The following is a 15918-nucleotide window of genomic DNA, read 5'->3' on the forward strand; positions in this document are numbered from 1 at the left end:
GGTCCCGGGTCAGGCCCGGGACGGGGAGCGCGGTTTCAGCCGCCGTGGACTTGCTTGCTGTCGTCTGGCGCCTCGTCGCGCTCGAACATGCCGTAGTCGCGGATGACCGACACGACGCGCAGGCGGTAATCGTCGAACATGATCTCGCGGCCTGCGCGCTGGGCGCCGCGGTGGGCCTCAAGCCGGCGCCATTCGTCCAGAGCGGCCTCGTCGCGCCAGAAGCTGAGGGAGAGCAGCTTTTCCGGGTTCACCAGGCTTTGAAAGCGTTCGACCGAGATGAAGCCGTCTATGCCTTCCGCAAGCGGTTTCATCTTGGCGGCCATGTCGAGATAGGCGTCTTTCTGGTCAGGGTGTGGCATGACCTCGAAGATGACGGCGATCATTTGGTTTCTCCTTGCTGCGGTGTGGAGACACATTTCAGGAAGGTGCGGTCCTCGCGCAAGAGGAAGTTTTCGGATTGCGCGAAGGCGTAATTTTCGCGCCCCAGTGGATCGGCGGCGAGGCGGGCGCGATAGGCTTCGTATTCGGCCAGGCTGGGGATGTTGTAGATTCCGTAGGCCAGGGTCGAGGAGCCTTCGTGCGGAGCGAAATAGCCGATGAGGTCGGCGCCGCAGCGCGGGATGGCGGTGCCCCAGTTGCGGGCGTAGTGCGCGAACTGGGCGTGTTTCGTGGGGTCGACGTGGTAGCGGATGATGCAGGTGAGCATGATGGGTCTCCTTCGGGGTCGCCCCTGTTGTAGCGGATGGACGGGGCGCGATGGTTCGGTTAGTGTCGAACTATGAAGGATGGCCCGGACATATCCCGCGTGGCCGCGCTGATCGGAGATCCGGCGCGGGCCAATATGCTGACCGCGCTGATCAGCGGGATGGCGTTGACCGCGAGCGAGCTGGCGGCTGAGGCGGGGGTGACGTTGCAGACAGCCTCGGCGCACCTGTCGAAGCTGGAGGCGGGCGGGCTGATCACGCTGCGGCGTGAAGGGCGGCACAAGTATTTCCGATTGGCCAGTGACGAGGTGGCGCATGTGCTGGAGGCGCTGATGGGGCTGGCCGCGGGGACCGGCGCGTTGCGGACGCGGCCCGGGCCGCGAGACCCGGAGATGCGGCATGCGCGGGTCTGTTACAATCATCTGGCCGGGGACATGGGCACGCAGATGTATGACGCGTTGCTGGCGCGGGGTGCTTTGCGGCAGAAAGGCGAGGCGCTTGAACTGACGGACGCGGGACGAGGTTTCGTGACAGGGTTCGGGATTGACCTGGACGGTTTGCCGAAGTCGCGGGCGCCGCTTTGCCGTGAGTGCCTGGACTGGTCGGAGCGGCGCTCGCACCTGGCGGGGCAACTTGGGCGGGCGATGTTCAGCCGGATGGAGGCGTTGGGCTGGGCGACCCGGGTCAAGGGGACGCGGGTGGTGCGATTCTCGACGGACGGGGCGGCGGCGTTTGCGGAGGCGTTCGGCGGGGGCCTGCGCCAGGGGTAAGGGGCGCGTGGGTTTTCACCCACCCTACGCGGTTTGTGTGGTGCCGCGCCCTCGGTGGCGGAGGGCGGGCGCGGCATGTGTCGGTCAGATCTGGCGGCGCTTTTCGACCATGTCACGGAACGCGTCGGTGACGCTGTCATCCACGTGATAGCTGTGGTCGTCGTCGGGAAAGGCGCCGGAGCGCACATCGGCGGCATAGTCGGACAGGCCCTTCACGGCCACCTCGGTCAGGTTCGCGTAGCGCTTGGTGAACTTCGGTTTGAAGTCGGTGAAGACACCCAGAAGATCGTAGCTGAGCAGGATCTGCCCGTCGGTGCCCGCGCCGGCGCCGATGCCGATGGTGGGAATCTCGAGCTCGGCGGAGATGATGCGGGCGATCGAGGCCGGCACCGCCTCGAATTCGAGCATGAAACAGCCGGCGTCCTGGATGGCCAGCGCGTCCTGCAGGATGTCCATCGCGTCCTCGGGTGTCTTGCCCTGTACGCGGAAACCGCCATACATCGCGACGCGGTGTGGGGCCATCCCGATGTGGCTGGCCGTGGGGATGCCCGCGGCCACCAGCGCCTTTAGAATGTCGGCCTGGCTGCGGCCGCCCTGGGGTTTCACGGCGTCGCAGCCGCCGTCCTGCATGAAGCGGGTCGCGTTGGTCAGGGCGCGGTCCACGGTGTGATAGCTTTGGTAGGGCATGCAGCCGAGCGAGAAGGTGTTGGGCGCGCCGCGGCGGATGGCCTGGGCGTGCATCACCATCATGTCCATCGTCGCCGGAACGGTCGAAGCGTGGCCGTGGGCGATCATGGCAAGGCTGTCGCCGACCACGACCACGTCGACGCCCGCCGCCTCGGCCCATTGTGCCGAGGTGTAATCGGGCACGGAGGTGTAGACCATGCGCGTGCCATCATGTTTCGAGGCCCTGATCTGGGTGATTGTCCGTTTCTTCCGTTCGGTCATGTGGCCGTCCTCCCTTGAGCCATCGACGCGCCACTTCGCAGGTGGCGCTGAATTGTCGTCAATTGATATATCATTAGGATATTTAATGGCAACGGTTGAATTTGTCGAGATCGTGATCGGTCCAGATTGCCGCGGCAATGGAGCCAGTGTAGGCTGACGCGCATGGCCATATCGGTGGAAAGCTTTTTCCTGTCGCCCGAGGCGGAAGGGACGTTGCAGGCGCAGATCCAGCAGATGATCGCGCAGGGCATCCTGTCGGGGCGATTCCGGAAGGGCGAGAAGCTGCCGAGTTCGCGCAAGATGGCCGAGCACCTGGGGGTGAGCCGGATCACGGTGACGCTGGCCTATACCGAGTTGCAGGCCAACGACTATCTGGAGAGCCGGGACCGGTCGGGGTATTTCGTGTCGCAGAACGCGCCGGAGCCGCCCGCGTTTACGCCCAGTGCGGCGAAGGGTGACATGATCGACTGGGGGCGGGCGATCGGGCGGCGATATACCGGCGGAGCGACGCCCGAGAAGCCGCGGGACTGGTCAAGCTATCCTTATCCTTTCATCTTCGGGCAGACCGATCCGAGCCTGTTCGATCACGCAAGCTGGCGCCATTGCGCGCTGCGGGCGCTGGGGCAGAAGGAGTTCCAGGCGCTGGCGGCGGATGCCTATGACCAGGATGACCCCAAGCTGATCGAGTTCATCGCGCGGCACACCCTGCCGCGGCGGGGGATTTTGGCGGAGCCGGGGGAGATCCTGCTGACGATGGGAGCGCAGAACGCGCTGTGGCTGACGGCACAGGTACTGTTGACACAGCGGCGGACGGCGGCGGTGGAGGAGCCGTGTTACCACGCGCTGCGCGATATCCTGACCCAGTCGCGCTGTCACATGGCGCCGGTGCCGGTGGACCGCGACGGGCTGCGGCCGCAGGATTTGCCGGAGCGGGCGGACGTGATTTTCACCACGCCCAGTCACCAGGCGCCGACCAACGCGACCATGCCGCTGGACCGGCGGCAGGCGTTGTTGGCCCGCGCGCGGGAGATGGAGGCGCTGATCGTCGAGGATGATTACGAATTCGAGATCAGCTTTTTGCGCGCGCCGCTGCCGTCGCTGAAATCGCTCGATACCGACGGGCGGGTGATTTACGTGGGGAGCTTTTCCAAGTCGATCTTTCCGGGTCTGCGGCTGGGGTATCTTGTCGGCCCGCAGGCGTTCATACGCGAGGCGCGGGCGTTGCGGGCGAGCGTGCTGCGGCATCCGCCGGGGCATGTGCAGCGGACCACGGCCTATTTCCTGAGCCTGGGGCATTACGACAGCCTGATCCGGCGGATCGGCAAGGCCTATGCACAGCGGCGGCAGGTGATGGAGACCGCGCTGGAGGATCAGGGCCTCGGCGTAGAAGGGCGCGGCGTGTTCGGCGGAAGCTCGATCTGGATGCGGGCGCCGGAGGGGGTGGATACCGAGGATCTTGCGCGCCGGTTGCAGGCCCGGGGCGTTCTGATCGAGCCGGGGCGGCCGTTCTTCGAGACCGCGCGGGCACCGCGCAACTTCTATCGATTGGCTTATTCCTCGATTCCCTCGGAACGGATCGCGGACGGTATCGAGATACTGGCAAATGAGCTGGGCTCGTAAGGCCAGTTGGGGCCATGGTGCGGAATCGATCGAACGCCTTGTTCAAAAGGCGAAAATAACGTTCTTCCGGGTGCGTCACGTTTCCGGATTTCTCATTTTTGAGACCAAAAGTCTCAATAAAAATATTCTCTGGCTATAGTCTGCGCGGGAAACTGGCCCTAGAATGGGGGTGACTGCAAGGGTAGCTTTCCCCCAAACCGCGCCGGGGGAGGACCGGCCCTTTTTCAATGTTCAGGAGCACTGTCATGAAGATGACCACCGAAGAAGCCTTTGTAAAAACGCTGCAACGTCACGGGATCCAGCACGCGTTCGGGATCATCGGGTCGGCGATGATGCCGATCTCGGACTTGTTCCCGAAGGCCGGGATCACGTTCTGGGACTGTGCGCACGAGGGCAGCGCGGGGATGATGGCCGATGGCTATACTCGCGCGACGGGCAAGATGAGCATGATGATCGCGCAGAACGGGCCGGGCATCACCAACTTCGTGACCGCCGTGAAGACCGCCTATTGGAACCACACGCCGCTGCTGCTGGTGACGCCGCAGGCGGCGAACAAGACGATCGGTCAAGGCGGGTTCCAGGAAGTCGAGCAGATGAAGCTGTTCGAGGACATGGTGGCCTACCAGGAAGAAGTGCGCGACCCCACGCGTGTGGCCGAGGTGCTGGCACGGGTGATCAGCCAGGCCAAGCGCCTGTGCGGGCCGGCGCAGATCAACATCCCGCGCGATTTCTGGACGCAGGTGGTGGATATCGAGATTCCCAGCGCGATCGAGTTCGAGGTGAGCCCGGGCGGCAGCAATTCGGTGGCTGAAGCGGCCGCGCTGCTGAGCGAGGCCAAGAACCCGGTGATCCTGAACGGTGCGGGCGTGGTGCTGTCGAAGGGCGGGATCGCGGCGTCGATGGAACTGGCCGAGCGGCTGACCGCGCCGGTCTGCGTGGGCTATCAGCACAACGACGCGTTCCCCGGCTCGCACCCGCTGTTCGCCGGGCCGCTGGGCTATAACGGCAGCAAGGCGGGGATGGAGCTGATCAAGGACGCAGACGTGGTGCTTTGCCTTGGGACGCGGCTGAACCCGTTCTCGACCCTGCCGGGCTATGGCATGGAATACTGGCCTGCCAACGCCAAGATCATCCAGGTGGATATCAACCCCAACCGGATCGGCCTGACCAAGAAGGTCAGCGTGGGGATCGTCGGTGATGCGGCCAAGGTGGCGCAGGGCATCCTGAAGAACCTGGGCGAGACCGCGGGCGATGAAGGCCGCGAGGAGCGCAAGGCGAAGATCGCCGAGACCAAGAGCAAATGGGCGCAGCAACTGGCCAGCATGGACCACGAAGATGACGATCCCGGCACCACCTGGAACGAGCGCGCGCGCAAGGACAAGCCGGACTGGATGAGCCCCCGCATGGCGTGGCGGGCCATTCAGGGTGCGCTGCCGCGGAATGCGATCATTTCCAGCGATATCGGCAACAACTGTGCCATTGGCAACGCCTATCCCGACTTCGACGAGGGTCGGAAATACCTGGCGCCGGGGCTGTTTGGCCCGTGTGGGTACGGCCTGCCGGCCATTGTTGGCGCCAAGATCGGCTGTCCGGATGTGCCCGTGGTGGGCTTTGCCGGTGACGGCGCGTTCGGCATCGCGGTCAACGAGCTGACGGCCATTGGCCGGAGTGAGTGGCCGGGGATCACGCAGATCGTGTTCCGCAACTACCAGTGGGGCGCGGAAAAGCGGAACTCGACGTTGTGGTTCGACGACAACTTCGTGGGCACCGAGCTGGATGACGATGTCAGCTATGCCGGGATCGCCAATGCCTGTGGATTGAAAGGTGTCGTGGCGCGGACGATGGACGAGCTGACCGATGCGCTGAACACCGCGATCAAGGAGCAGATGGAGAACGGCACGACCACGCTGATCGAGGCGATGATCAACCAGGAACTGGGCGAGCCGTTCCGCCGGGACGCCATGAAGAAGCCGGTGGAAGTGGCCGGGATCAGCGCCGACGATATGGTCGAGCAACGGGTCTGAGACGTCGCAATCCTGTGGCCCCGCGGGCATAGTGTGCCACGCGGGGCCGAACAGGGCCCTGGACAGAGTGACAGGACAAGACATGACAGACCGATATCCCTTTCTTGCGGCGAGTGAGCCCAAGTGCCCGCCTTCGTTGTTGACGCGGGCGCAATGTTTGCCACGGCCGCGCGTGGCGCTGGTGAATGCCGGGGCGCCGAACCCGTTGCAGGGGATCCGGGAGGCGGCTGAGGCCGGTCTGGCCGATCCGGTGCTGATCGGGGACAGCGACAAGATCAAGGCCACGGCGGCGGAGATCGGGTGGGATATCGCGGGCTTGCCGCTCATCCACGCACCGAAGGAGACCGCCGCGCCGGTGGCCGCCGAGATGGCGCGGACCGGCGAGGTTGGCGCGATCATGAAGGGGCAGATTCACACTTCGACTTTCCTCAAGGGGCTTTTGCCGTCAAAGGCGGGGCTGCGGGAGAAGGGCACGCGCTGCGGGCACGTGTTTCACATCACGATGCCGGAGTCGGAGCGGCCACTCTTGCTGACCGATGCGGCGCTGAACGTGGACCCGGACGTGGAGACGCGGCAGGCCTGCCTGAGCCATGCGGTGATGCTGGCCTACAAACTGGGGATCGAGCGGCCCAAGGCGGGCATCCTCGCCCCGACAGAGGACCCGATCCCGACAGTGCCGAACACGATGGAGGCGGTCGAGATCGCCGAGTGGGCCAAGGGCGCGCTGCCTGGTGCGGTGGTGCAGGGGCCGATGGCGATGGACCTGATCCTGTCGAAAGCGGCGGCAGAGGCGAAGAACTACGAATCCGAGGTGTCGGGCGATGCCGATATCATGCTGACGCCGAACATCACCACGGGCAACGCGCTGTTCAAGCTGATGTCGTTCGGCATGGGCTGTTGCTGTGCCGGCGTGGTTCTTGGGGCGAAGGTACCGATTCTGCTGACCAGCCGGGCCCAGGGCGCGGAAGAGCGTATCGCTTCGGCGGCGTTGGGTGTGATTGGGGGGGCGGCATGATACTGGTCGTGAATGCCGGGTCGTCCTCGATCAAGGTGGAGCTGTTCACGCCTGCGCTGGAGTCGGTTCTGTCGGGATCGGTGACCGAGATCGGCGGGCAGGGGCGGCTGAGCCTTGGGGGTGAGAAGCAGGATGTTTCGGTTGCCGACCATACGGCGGCATTGGGTCTTGTCTTCGAGAAGTTGGAGGCCGCGGGGCATCCAGTGTCCTCGCTGATTGCGGCGGGGCACCGTGTGGTGCATGGCGGGGCGCATTTGACAGCGCCGGAGCGGCTGACCGACGAAGTGATCGCCAAGATCGAGGCAGTGGTGCCGCTGGCGCCGCTGCACAATCCGCATAACCTTTCCGGCGTGCGGGCGCTGGCGGCGCTGGCGCCGGACCTGCCGCAATTCGCCAGTTTCGACACGGCGTTTCACGCGACCAACGCGCCGGTCGCCGTGACCTATGCATTGCCGCAGGCGGAGCGCGACAAGGGCATCCGACGCTATGGGTTTCACGGGCTGTCCTATGCCGGGATGGTGGCGCAGTTCGGTGATGACCTGCCCCGGCGGTTGCTGGGACTGCATCTTGGAAATGGCGCGAGCCTGTGCGCGATGGTCGAAGGCAAGTCGGTGGCGAACTCGATGGGTTATTCGCCGCTGGATGGCCTTGTGATGGGCACCCGGACGGGATGCATCGACGGGATGGCGGTGTTGCGGCTGGCCGAGGATCACGGGATCGACAAGGCGGGCACGATTCTGAACAAGGAAAGCGGGCTGAAGGGGCTGGCGGGGACGAACGACATGGCCACGCTCTTGAGCCGCGACGATGAGGATGCGCAGTTCGCGGTGGAGCATTTCTGTTACTGGGCGGCGCGGCAGGCCGGATCGGCGATTGCCGCCATGCATGGCGTGGATGCCGTGGCCTTTACAGGGGGGATCGGTGAAAATGCCGAGACCATACGCGACCGTATCATGGAGCATCTGACCTGGCTGGGGGATATCCCGGTGCACGTGGTGCCAGCCGACGAGGAGCGGCAGATCGCGCGGGATGTCGTCGGGCTGTTGCCCGGCTGAGCGAAGAATTTCCGCTTTCCCGGCAGAGCGCTTTGGGAAAGCGAACGAACCAAGACAAGCGGTCGCGGGGCGGTGTGAACTGGCCTGGCGTGACCGGGAAGAGACAAGGGAGGCGACGACATGCTGGATCAGCCCAAACTGGATACCTCGCCCAAGGTATCAGACGAGGTGCGCAAGACCACCTGCTATATGTGCGCCTGCCGTTGCGGGATCAACGTGCATATGAAGGAGGGCAAGGTTGCCTATATCGAGGGCAACCGGGACCATCCGGTCAACAAGGGCGTTCTGTGCGCCAAGGGCAGCGCGGGGATCATGCAGCATAACGCGCCGTCGCGGCTGCGCGCACCGTTGAAACGGGTCGGGCCGCGCGGGTCGGGCGAGTTCGAGGAGATCAGCTGGGACGAGGCGCTGGAAATCGCCACCGGCTGGCTGGAGCCGCTGCGGCAGGAGGCGCCGGAAAAGCTGGCCTTTTTCACCGGGCGCGACCAGAGCCAGAGCTTCACCAGTTTCTGGGCGCAGAATTTCGGGACACCGAACTATGCCGCGCATGGCGGTTTTTGCAGCGTCAACATGGCGGCGGCGGGCATCTACACGATGGGCGGCGCGTTCTGGGAATTTGGGCAACCGGACTGGGAGAACACGAAGCTGTTCATGATCTTCGGCGTGGCCGAGGACCATGACAGCAACCCGATCAAGATGGGCATCGGACGGCTGAAGGAGCGCGGCGCCAAGGTGATCGGAGTGAATCCGATCCGGTCTGGATACAACGCCGTGGCCGACGAATGGGTCGGGATCACGCCGGGGACCGATGGGCTTTTTATCCTGGCGCTGGTGCATGAACTGCTGCGGGCCGGGAAGATCGATCTGCGGTATCTGGCAGAGTATACCAACGCGCCGGTGTTGGTGAATTGCGATACCAGTTCGCCGGACCACGGGCTGCTGATGCGGGATGCGGATGGCAAGCTGCTGGTGATCGACCGCGCGACGGGACAGCCTGCACCGTTCGACAGGAAAGGCGTGAAGCCGGACCTGTCGACCAGTTATGAAAAGGATGGCGTGACGCATAGGCCGGTGATGCATTTGCTGGCGGAGCGCTACATGGGAGAGGACTACGCGCCCGAGGCCGTGGCGGAACGCTGTGGCGTGAGTGCGCGGCGGATCCGGGCGATTGCCGCAGAACTGGCGCGTGTGGCTTTCGAAGAAGAAATCGTGCTGGACCGCGAATGGACGGATTTCCGGGGCGAGACCCACAAGACGATGGTGGGCCGCCCGGTCAGTTTCCACGCGATGCGGGGGATCAGCGCCCATTCCAACGGGTTTCAGACCTGCCGCGCGCTGCACCTGTTGCAGATCCTTCTGGGCAGCGTTGAAGTGCCGGGTGGCTTCCGCTTCAAGCCACCTTATCCGAAACCGGTCAGCATCCATCCGACGCCGCATAGCAAGGTGACGCCGCATCGTCCGCTGGACGGGCCGCATCTGGGCTTCGTGCGGGGGCCAGAGGACCTGGCGCTGAAGGAAGATGGCAGCCCGGCGCGGATCGACAAGGCGTTCACCTGGGAAAATCCCATGAGTTCGCACGGGTTGATGCACATGGTCATCAGTAATGCCCACGCGGGCGACCCGTACAAGATCGACACGCTTTTCATGTACATGGCGAACATGTCCTGGAACTCTTCGATGAACACGCGCGGCGTGATCGACATGCTGACGGACAAGGACGAGGCTGGCGAGTATGTCATCCCACGTATCATATATTCGGATGCGTATAGTTCCGAGATGGTCGCCTATTCCGACCTGATCCTGCCTGACACGACCTATCTGGAGCGGCATGACTGCATCAGCCTGCTGGACCGCCCGATTTGTGAGGCGGATGCGGCGGCCGATGCCATCCGCTGGCCCGTCGTGGAGCCGGACCGGGATGTGAAAGGGTTTCAGACGGCGCTGATTTTGTTGGCCAACAAGATGGGGCTGCCGGGATTCACCAACGAGGATGGCAGCGCCAAGTGGGCGGATTATGCCGATTACATGGTCAACCACGAGCGCAAACCGGGTGTCGGGCCGCTGGCCGGGTGGCGGATGGGGGAGGATGGGCCGCAGCATGGCCGCGGTGCGCCGAACGCCTCACAGCTTGATAATTATATCGAGAATGGCGGGTTCTTCGTCAGCCATATCGCCGAAGAACATGCTTATATGAAACCGTGGAACATGGGCTACCAGGAGTGGGCCGTCGGCATGGGGTTATATGACAGCCCGCAGCCTTTCATTTTCGATGTCTATGTGGAAACGATGAGGAAATTTCAGCTGGCCGCCGAGGGACATGGGGAACGGCAACCGCCCGAGCATCTGCGCGAACGGATCAGGGCGACGCTGGACCCGCTGCCGATCTGGTATCCGCCGTTCGAGGACGGGCATGTGGACCCGGTGGAATACCCTGTGCACGCCCTGACACAGCGACCGATGGCGATGTATCACTCGTGGGGTTCGCAGAATGCGTGGCTGCGGCAAATTCATGGGCGCAATCCGCTCTACCTGCCGACCAAGATATGGGAGGCGAACGGGTTTGCCGATGGCGACTGGGCCAAGGTTACGTCGACGCATGGCGAGATCACGGTGCCTGTGGCGCATATGGCCGCGCTCAACGAGAACACGGTCTGGACATGGAACGCGATCGGCAAGCGCAAGGGCGCCTGGGCGCTGGAAAAGGACGCGCCAGAGGCCACGAAGGGGTTTCTGCTCAATCACCTCATTCATGAGTTGTTGCCGCCCAAGGGTGACGGGCTGCGCTGGGCGAACAGCGACCCGGTGACGGGGCAGGCGGCGTGGTTCGACCTGCGGGTTAAGATCGAGAAGACGGCGGCGCCCGAGGAGGTGCACCCGACATTCGCGCCGATCCGGTCGCCGGTGGGGACCGGGCCGGACGAGCTGCGCTGGAAGGTGGGCAAATGAGCGCGGGAATTTTCTTACAAGAAAATTGGCAAGACTTTTCGAAAAGTCTTGGGCGGAAAATGCGTATTTTCCGGCCCATTTTCCGCGCGGAAAATGGGTGCGCGGAGGGGCGGCGGTGAGCGGTAGGGCCCTGACATTGATCGCCATACTGGCGTTCGTGATCTTCGTGGTCGGGACCTTCGTGTGGTTCGTCGGCAAATGGAATTCGAGCGAGGACGCGCCCCAAAGCGGTGGCGTCCCAGCCAAGACAGAGGAGCGGCAAGCATGACGACGCTTCCCGAAACGACGCAGCGCAAGATGGGGCTGGTGATCGACCTGGATACCTGCGTCGGCTGCCACGCCTGCGTGGTGAGCTGCAAGGGATGGAACACCGAGAATTACGGCGCGCCGCTGAGTGACCAGGACCCATATGGCGACGACCCGCGCGGGACGTTCCTGAACCGGGTGCATTCCTATGAGGTGCAGCCCCTGGCCGAGAGCGGGATGCCGCATCCGGCGGCGCAGCTCATTCACTTCCCGAAATCCTGCCTGCATTGCGAAGATGCACCATGCGTTACGGTATGCCCGACCGGCGCCAGCTATAAGCGGGTCGAGGACGGGATCGTTCTGGTGAACGAGAGCGATTGCATCGGCTGCGGTCTGTGTGCCTGGGCCTGTCCCTATGGCGCGCGGGAGATGGACGCGGCGGAAGGCGTTATGAAGAAATGCACGCTGTGCGTCGACCGGATCTACAACGACAACCTGCCCGAGGAGGACCGGGTGCCGGTCTGCGTGCGGACCTGCCCGGCAGGGGCGCGGCATTTCGGCGATCTGGGCGATCCGGAGAGCGACGTGTCGAAACTGGTCGAGGAGCGCGGCGGCATGGACCTGATGCCCGAGCAGGGCACGAAGCCGGTGAACCAGTACCTGCCGCCGCGGCCCAAGGACCAGGTGATGGCGGCCCCGGAGGCGCAGATCGACGTTCTGGCGCCGCTGCTGGCCCCCGTGGCTGAGGAGCCGAAGGGGTTTATCGGCTGGCTTGATAAAGCGCTGGAGAAGATCTGATGCATCCTGCACCGTCCGTTATCGTATTCACCACGCTGTCGGGCCTTGGGTTCGGCCTGTTGTTCTGGCTGGGGCTCGGGGTCATCGTGCCCACCGGATGGGTCGCGTTCACGTTCTTCGTGATTGCCTACCTGCTGGCGGTGGGAGGGCTGATGGCCTCGACCTTTCACCTGGGACACCCGGAGCGGGCGTTGAAGGCGTTCACGCAGTGGCGGTCGTCATGGTTGAGCCGTGAGGGTGTGTCCTCGGTCGCGGCGCTGGTGGTGATGGCGGTCTATGGCGCGGGGCTGGTGTTTTTCGACACGGCCTGGATGTTGGTGGGGGTGATCGGAGCCGTGCTGTCGGCGGTGACGGTGTTCACCACCTCGATGATCTACACGCAGATGAAAACCGTGCCGCGCTGGAACACGCCGCTGACGCCGCTGTTGTTCATGGCGATTGCGCTGGCGGGTGGCGCGCTCTTGGCCGGGCAGGTGGCGATTGCGCTGATCCTGATGCCGGTGGCTGCCGCCGTGCAGGTCATCTGGTGGCTGCGCGGGGACAAGGCGCTGGCGCAGAGCGGGACGGACATGGCCACCGCGACGGGGCTGGGGAGCATCGGCACGGTGCGGGCGTTCGAGCCGCCGCATACGGGCAACAATTATCTGCTAAGGGAATTTGTCTACGTGGTAGGGCGCAAGCACGCGCAGAAGCTGCGGTTGATTGCGCTCTTGTTCGGCTACACGGTGCCGTTCGTCCTGCTGCTGGTGCCGTTTTCGCATATCGCGGCGCTGGTGGCCGTGCTGGCGCATCTGGGCGGTATCGCGGCGTCGCGCTGGCTGTTCTTTGCGGAGGCCGAGCACGTGGTGGGGCTCTACTACGGCAAGCGCTAGGCTTACAGGCGGTCGCGGCCCGGCTGCGGATCGGTCAGGCCCCATTCGTCCGTGGTGGGGTCGATCCGGCGTTCGCGGAAGCGCACCCAGCGGGCGCGGATGGCCCAGACGAGGGCGGCCAGCAGCGTCAGGAAGATGATGTTGAACCACGGGATGATGGTGACGTCGGGGCCGTCGACACGTTCGATCGAGATGGCGTTGGGGAAGATCGAGAAGAATTCGTTGCGCCAGCCGTAATGGGTGATCGACACCCATTTGGGGGATTCGGAGGTGGAGCGCAGGTCGGCGGCCTCGGCCTGAAGGTTCGACGTGTCGAACTTGAAATAGGGCGGCCAGCCCCAGCCGGTATCCTCGTTGCGGTAGACCATGACGCCGCCATCGGCGAGCCGGGTCTGGATGAAGAAGATATCGCGGTTGGCCGTGCCCTCGGCGTCGCCGCTGCCCACGTTCGACCAGAAGATCGAGTTCTCACCGAAATCGATGCGTTTCTCGTAAGTGTCGGTGACGCGCGCGATGTCGTGCTGTGGCAGGGTGTAGTGCAGGAAGCCCGCGACCAGCAGCCAGAAGGCGGCAACGAAAATCCATTTGATATAGTGCATGATCGTTCGCTCCTTGATGCCGGGGCGGGCGCGGCAAGGACGCCGCGCGAAGGACCGCCCCCGAGTGCGTCGATCCGTGTTATCCTGTGGATCGGGACCGAACACAACCAACAGGAGTCGAGATAATGTGTGATATCTGCGTGATGCAAGCGGTGAAGGAAAAGATGTTGTCACGCCGACAGTTGTTCGGCGTCGGTGCGGCGGCCGGGGCCGCGGCTGCGCTGGGCACTTTCGGTGCGCCGCGGGCGATGGCGTCGGGGCATGATGCGGTCGAGGATCTGACTCATGCCTACGGGCCGGATTTTCCGACCTATTTCGGGGCGCCCGGGATCTCGATGGAGCAGAAGTTCAATTTCGCCGACAACGGCTTCAACCTGATGGAACTGACGGTGAACGAGCATACCGGCACGCATGTGGACGCACCGCTGCACTTTTCGGAGGATGGTGCGTCGGTGGACGAGATCCCTGTGGGAAGCCTTGTGGCGCCGCTTTGCGTGATCGATATTGCCTCCAAGGCAGAGGAGGACGCGGATGCGCAGGTGACGCCGGATGACCTGCGCGCCTGGATCGAGGCGAACGGCGAAATACCGGATAATGCCTGTGTCGCGCTCTATTCGGGATGGGGCGCGAAGGCCGGATCGGACGCGTTCCGGGGCTTTGATGGCGACAAAATGCACTTCCCGGGATTCCACGTGGAGGCGGCGCAAATGCTGGTCGAGGAAACGGGGGCGCAATCCATCGCGTCCGACACGCTGTCGCTGGATCACGGGCCGTCGGCGGATTTCGCGGCACATTACGCCTGGCTGCCGACCGGGCGCTTCGGGATCGAATGCATTGCCAATCTCGACAAGGTGCCTGCCAGCGGGGCCACGATCGTGATCGGTGCGCCGAAGCACATGGGCGGCACCGGGGGGCCGGCGCGGATCTTCGCGTTGATCTGAAATGAAGATGCCCCGGCGGTAGGGCCGGGGCGCTTGGTTCAGCCCACGACGTTGAACTCCGGCCCGTAGGGATAGCCGGTGATGTTCTCATGCCCGTCCTCGGTGATGACCAGCACGTCGTGTTCTCGGTATCCGCCGGCGCCGGTCTGGCCTTCGGGGATGGTCAGCATCGGCTCCATCGAGATGACCATGCCGGGTTTCAGCACGGTGTCGATATCCTCGCGCAGTTCCAGCCCGGCCTCGCGGCCGTAGTAATGCGACAGGATGCCGAAGCTGTGGCCATAGCCGAAGGTGCGATATTGCAGAAGGTCACGCTCGGCCAGGAAGGCGTTGATCTTGTGCGTGACCTCGGCGCAGGAGATGCCGGGCTTCAGCAGGGACATGCCGTATTCGTGGGTGGCGACGTTGGCCTGCCAGATGGCGAGCGAGGCGGCGTCGACCTCGCCTGCGAACATGGTGCGTTCGAGGGCCACGTAATAGGCCGAGACCATCGGGAAGGTGTTGAGCGAAAGGATATCGCCGCTTTGGAGCTGCCGGGCCGTGACGGGGTTGTGGGCACCGTCGGTGTTGAGGCCGGACTGGAACCAGACCCAGCTGTCGCGGTATTCGGCATCGGGGAAGCGGCGGGCGATTTCCAGTTCCATCGCGTCGCGCCCCGCCATGGCGACGTCGATTTCGCGGGTGCCGATGCGGACCGCGTCGCGGATGGCATGGCCGCCGGCATCGGCGATGGCGGTGCATTGGCGAATGAGGGCGATCTCGGCGGGGGACTTGGCCATGCGCTGGGTCATGGTGTGACCCGCGATGTCGATCATGTCGCTGGGGACAAGGTAGTGGCCGAGCTTCTCTCGCTGTTGGAGTGTCAGGTGATCGGATTCGTAGCCGATCACCCCGCCGGTGCCGGTGACGGAGCGGATTGCGCGCCAGTAATTGTCGCGCTGCCAGTCGGTGTAGGTGATGTTATCACCGTAACAGCGCCGCCAGGGCTGGCCTGCGTCGATGCCGGCCGAGATGGTGACGCTGTCGGTCGCCGTGACGACAAGGCCGTAGGGCCGCCCGAAGGCGCAGTAGAGGAAGCCAGAGTAATAGGCGATGTTGTGCATCGAGGTGAAGACGGCGGCGGTGACGCCGGATTCGGCAATGATGCGGCGCAGGCCGGCGAGGCGCTGGTCATACTCTGACGCGGAGAAAGGCAGCGGGGCCTTTTCGCCGTTGTGGAAACGGTAGAATTCGGGGCGGGTGCCCGTGACGTCGGTCTGGGTTTGGGAAGCAGTCATTGTGTGACCCTCCTTGAGCAAGAAAGGTCCCGGCGTTCAGGACTGTTGGGATATGAGACCCGGGTTTGGGGCGACGCCATCGCCCGCGGGTCTGACGCTGTTC

The 15918-nt window shown here is 64.2% G+C and carries 15 protein-coding genes; 10 read left to right on the top strand and 5 right to left on the bottom strand.

The window, feature by feature from the left end:
- Window positions 1-35 precede the first annotated feature (35 nt).
- The gene (locus C2I35_RS09315) at window positions 36-383 is read right to left on the bottom strand and encodes an antibiotic biosynthesis monooxygenase family protein (RefSeq protein WP_103762762.1); all 348 of its coding nucleotides are present in this window, start codon (window positions 381-383) and stop codon (window positions 36-38) included.
- Window positions 380-706 carry an NIPSNAP family protein gene (locus C2I35_RS09320; RefSeq protein WP_103762763.1) on the bottom strand — a complete coding sequence of 109 codons (327 nt, stop codon included), beginning with the start codon at window positions 704-706 and terminating at the stop codon, window positions 380-382. The genes C2I35_RS09315 and C2I35_RS09320 overlap by 4 nt, the downstream gene beginning before the upstream one ends.
- A 72-nt stretch (window positions 707-778) precedes the next feature.
- On the opposite strand from C2I35_RS09320, the gene C2I35_RS09325 reads away from it, so the two are divergent.
- The gene (locus C2I35_RS09325) at window positions 779-1474 is read left to right on the top strand and encodes an ArsR/SmtB family transcription factor (protein WP_103762764.1); all 696 of its coding nucleotides are present in this window, start codon (window positions 779-781) and stop codon (window positions 1472-1474) included.
- An 84-nt stretch (window positions 1475-1558) separates the two neighbouring features.
- On the opposite strand, the gene panB is transcribed toward C2I35_RS09325, so the two are convergent.
- Complete coding sequence (panB, locus tag C2I35_RS09330) at window positions 1559-2422, bottom strand: 3-methyl-2-oxobutanoate hydroxymethyltransferase (protein WP_103762765.1); 864 nt, start codon at window positions 2420-2422, stop codon at window positions 1559-1561.
- A gap of 162 nt (window positions 2423-2584) precedes the next feature.
- On the opposite strand from panB, the gene pdxR reads away from it, so the two are divergent.
- The 8 genes from pdxR to C2I35_RS09365 all read left to right on the top strand — a co-directional run bounded on the left by pdxR (window position 2585) and on the right by C2I35_RS09365 (window position 12998).
- A complete protein-coding gene (pdxR, locus tag C2I35_RS09335; RefSeq protein ID WP_103762766.1) occupies window positions 2585-4042 on the top strand; it encodes a MocR-like pyridoxine biosynthesis transcription factor PdxR in 1458 nt (485 codons plus the stop codon).
- Between the two features lie 245 nt (window positions 4043-4287).
- Window positions 4288-6066, top strand: a complete 1779-nt coding sequence (gene xsc, locus C2I35_RS09340; protein WP_103762767.1) for a sulfoacetaldehyde acetyltransferase — start codon at window positions 4288-4290, stop codon at window positions 6064-6066.
- 82 nt (window positions 6067-6148) lie between these two features.
- Complete coding sequence (locus C2I35_RS09345) at window positions 6149-7081, top strand: phosphate acyltransferase (protein WP_103762768.1); 933 nt, start codon at window positions 6149-6151, stop codon at window positions 7079-7081.
- Window positions 7078-8136, top strand: coding sequence for an acetate/propionate family kinase (locus C2I35_RS09350; protein ID WP_103762769.1), 1059 nt, complete (start codon window positions 7078-7080; stop codon window positions 8134-8136). Before C2I35_RS09345 ends, C2I35_RS09350 begins: the two co-directional genes overlap by 4 nt.
- Before the next feature lie 120 nt (window positions 8137-8256).
- Complete coding sequence (locus tag C2I35_RS09355; protein WP_103762770.1) at window positions 8257-11082, top strand: molybdopterin oxidoreductase family protein; 2826 nt, start codon at window positions 8257-8259, stop codon at window positions 11080-11082.
- A gap of 115 nt (window positions 11083-11197) precedes the next feature.
- Window positions 11198-11350, top strand: a complete 153-nt coding sequence (locus tag C2I35_RS22130; RefSeq protein ID WP_170067169.1) for a hypothetical protein — start codon at window positions 11198-11200, stop codon at window positions 11348-11350.
- Window positions 11347-12126, top strand: a complete 780-nt coding sequence (locus tag C2I35_RS09360) for a 4Fe-4S dicluster domain-containing protein (RefSeq protein WP_103762771.1) — start codon at window positions 11347-11349, stop codon at window positions 12124-12126. The genes C2I35_RS22130 and C2I35_RS09360 overlap by 4 nt, the downstream gene beginning before the upstream one ends.
- Window positions 12126-12998, top strand: coding sequence for a dimethyl sulfoxide reductase anchor subunit family protein (locus C2I35_RS09365; RefSeq protein ID WP_103762772.1), 873 nt, complete (start codon window positions 12126-12128; stop codon window positions 12996-12998). The genes C2I35_RS09360 and C2I35_RS09365 overlap by 1 nt, the downstream gene beginning before the upstream one ends.
- Window positions 12999-13000: 2 nt before the next feature.
- On the opposite strand, the gene C2I35_RS09370 is transcribed toward C2I35_RS09365, so the two are convergent.
- Entirely contained in the window at window positions 13001-13597 is a 597-nt protein-coding gene (locus C2I35_RS09370; protein WP_103762773.1) for a DUF1523 family protein, read from the bottom strand.
- Window positions 13598-13722: 125 nt separating this feature from the next.
- Between C2I35_RS09370 and C2I35_RS09375 the strand changes: the two genes are divergently transcribed.
- Window positions 13723-14538 (top strand): cyclase family protein, encoded by an 816-nt coding sequence (locus C2I35_RS09375; protein WP_103762774.1) that lies wholly within the window; start codon window positions 13723-13725, stop codon window positions 14536-14538.
- 38 nt (window positions 14539-14576) lie between these two features.
- Here the strand turns inward: C2I35_RS09375 and C2I35_RS09380 are convergent, their stop codons facing one another.
- Window positions 14577-15815, bottom strand: coding sequence for a M24 family metallopeptidase (locus tag C2I35_RS09380; RefSeq protein WP_103762775.1), 1239 nt, complete (start codon window positions 15813-15815; stop codon window positions 14577-14579).
- Window positions 15816-15918: the final 103 nt, after the last annotated feature.

Origin of the sequence: Roseovarius confluentis, assembly GCF_002917925.1 — a bacterium.
GTDB lineage: Bacteria > Pseudomonadota > Alphaproteobacteria > Rhodobacterales > Rhodobacteraceae > Roseovarius > Roseovarius confluentis.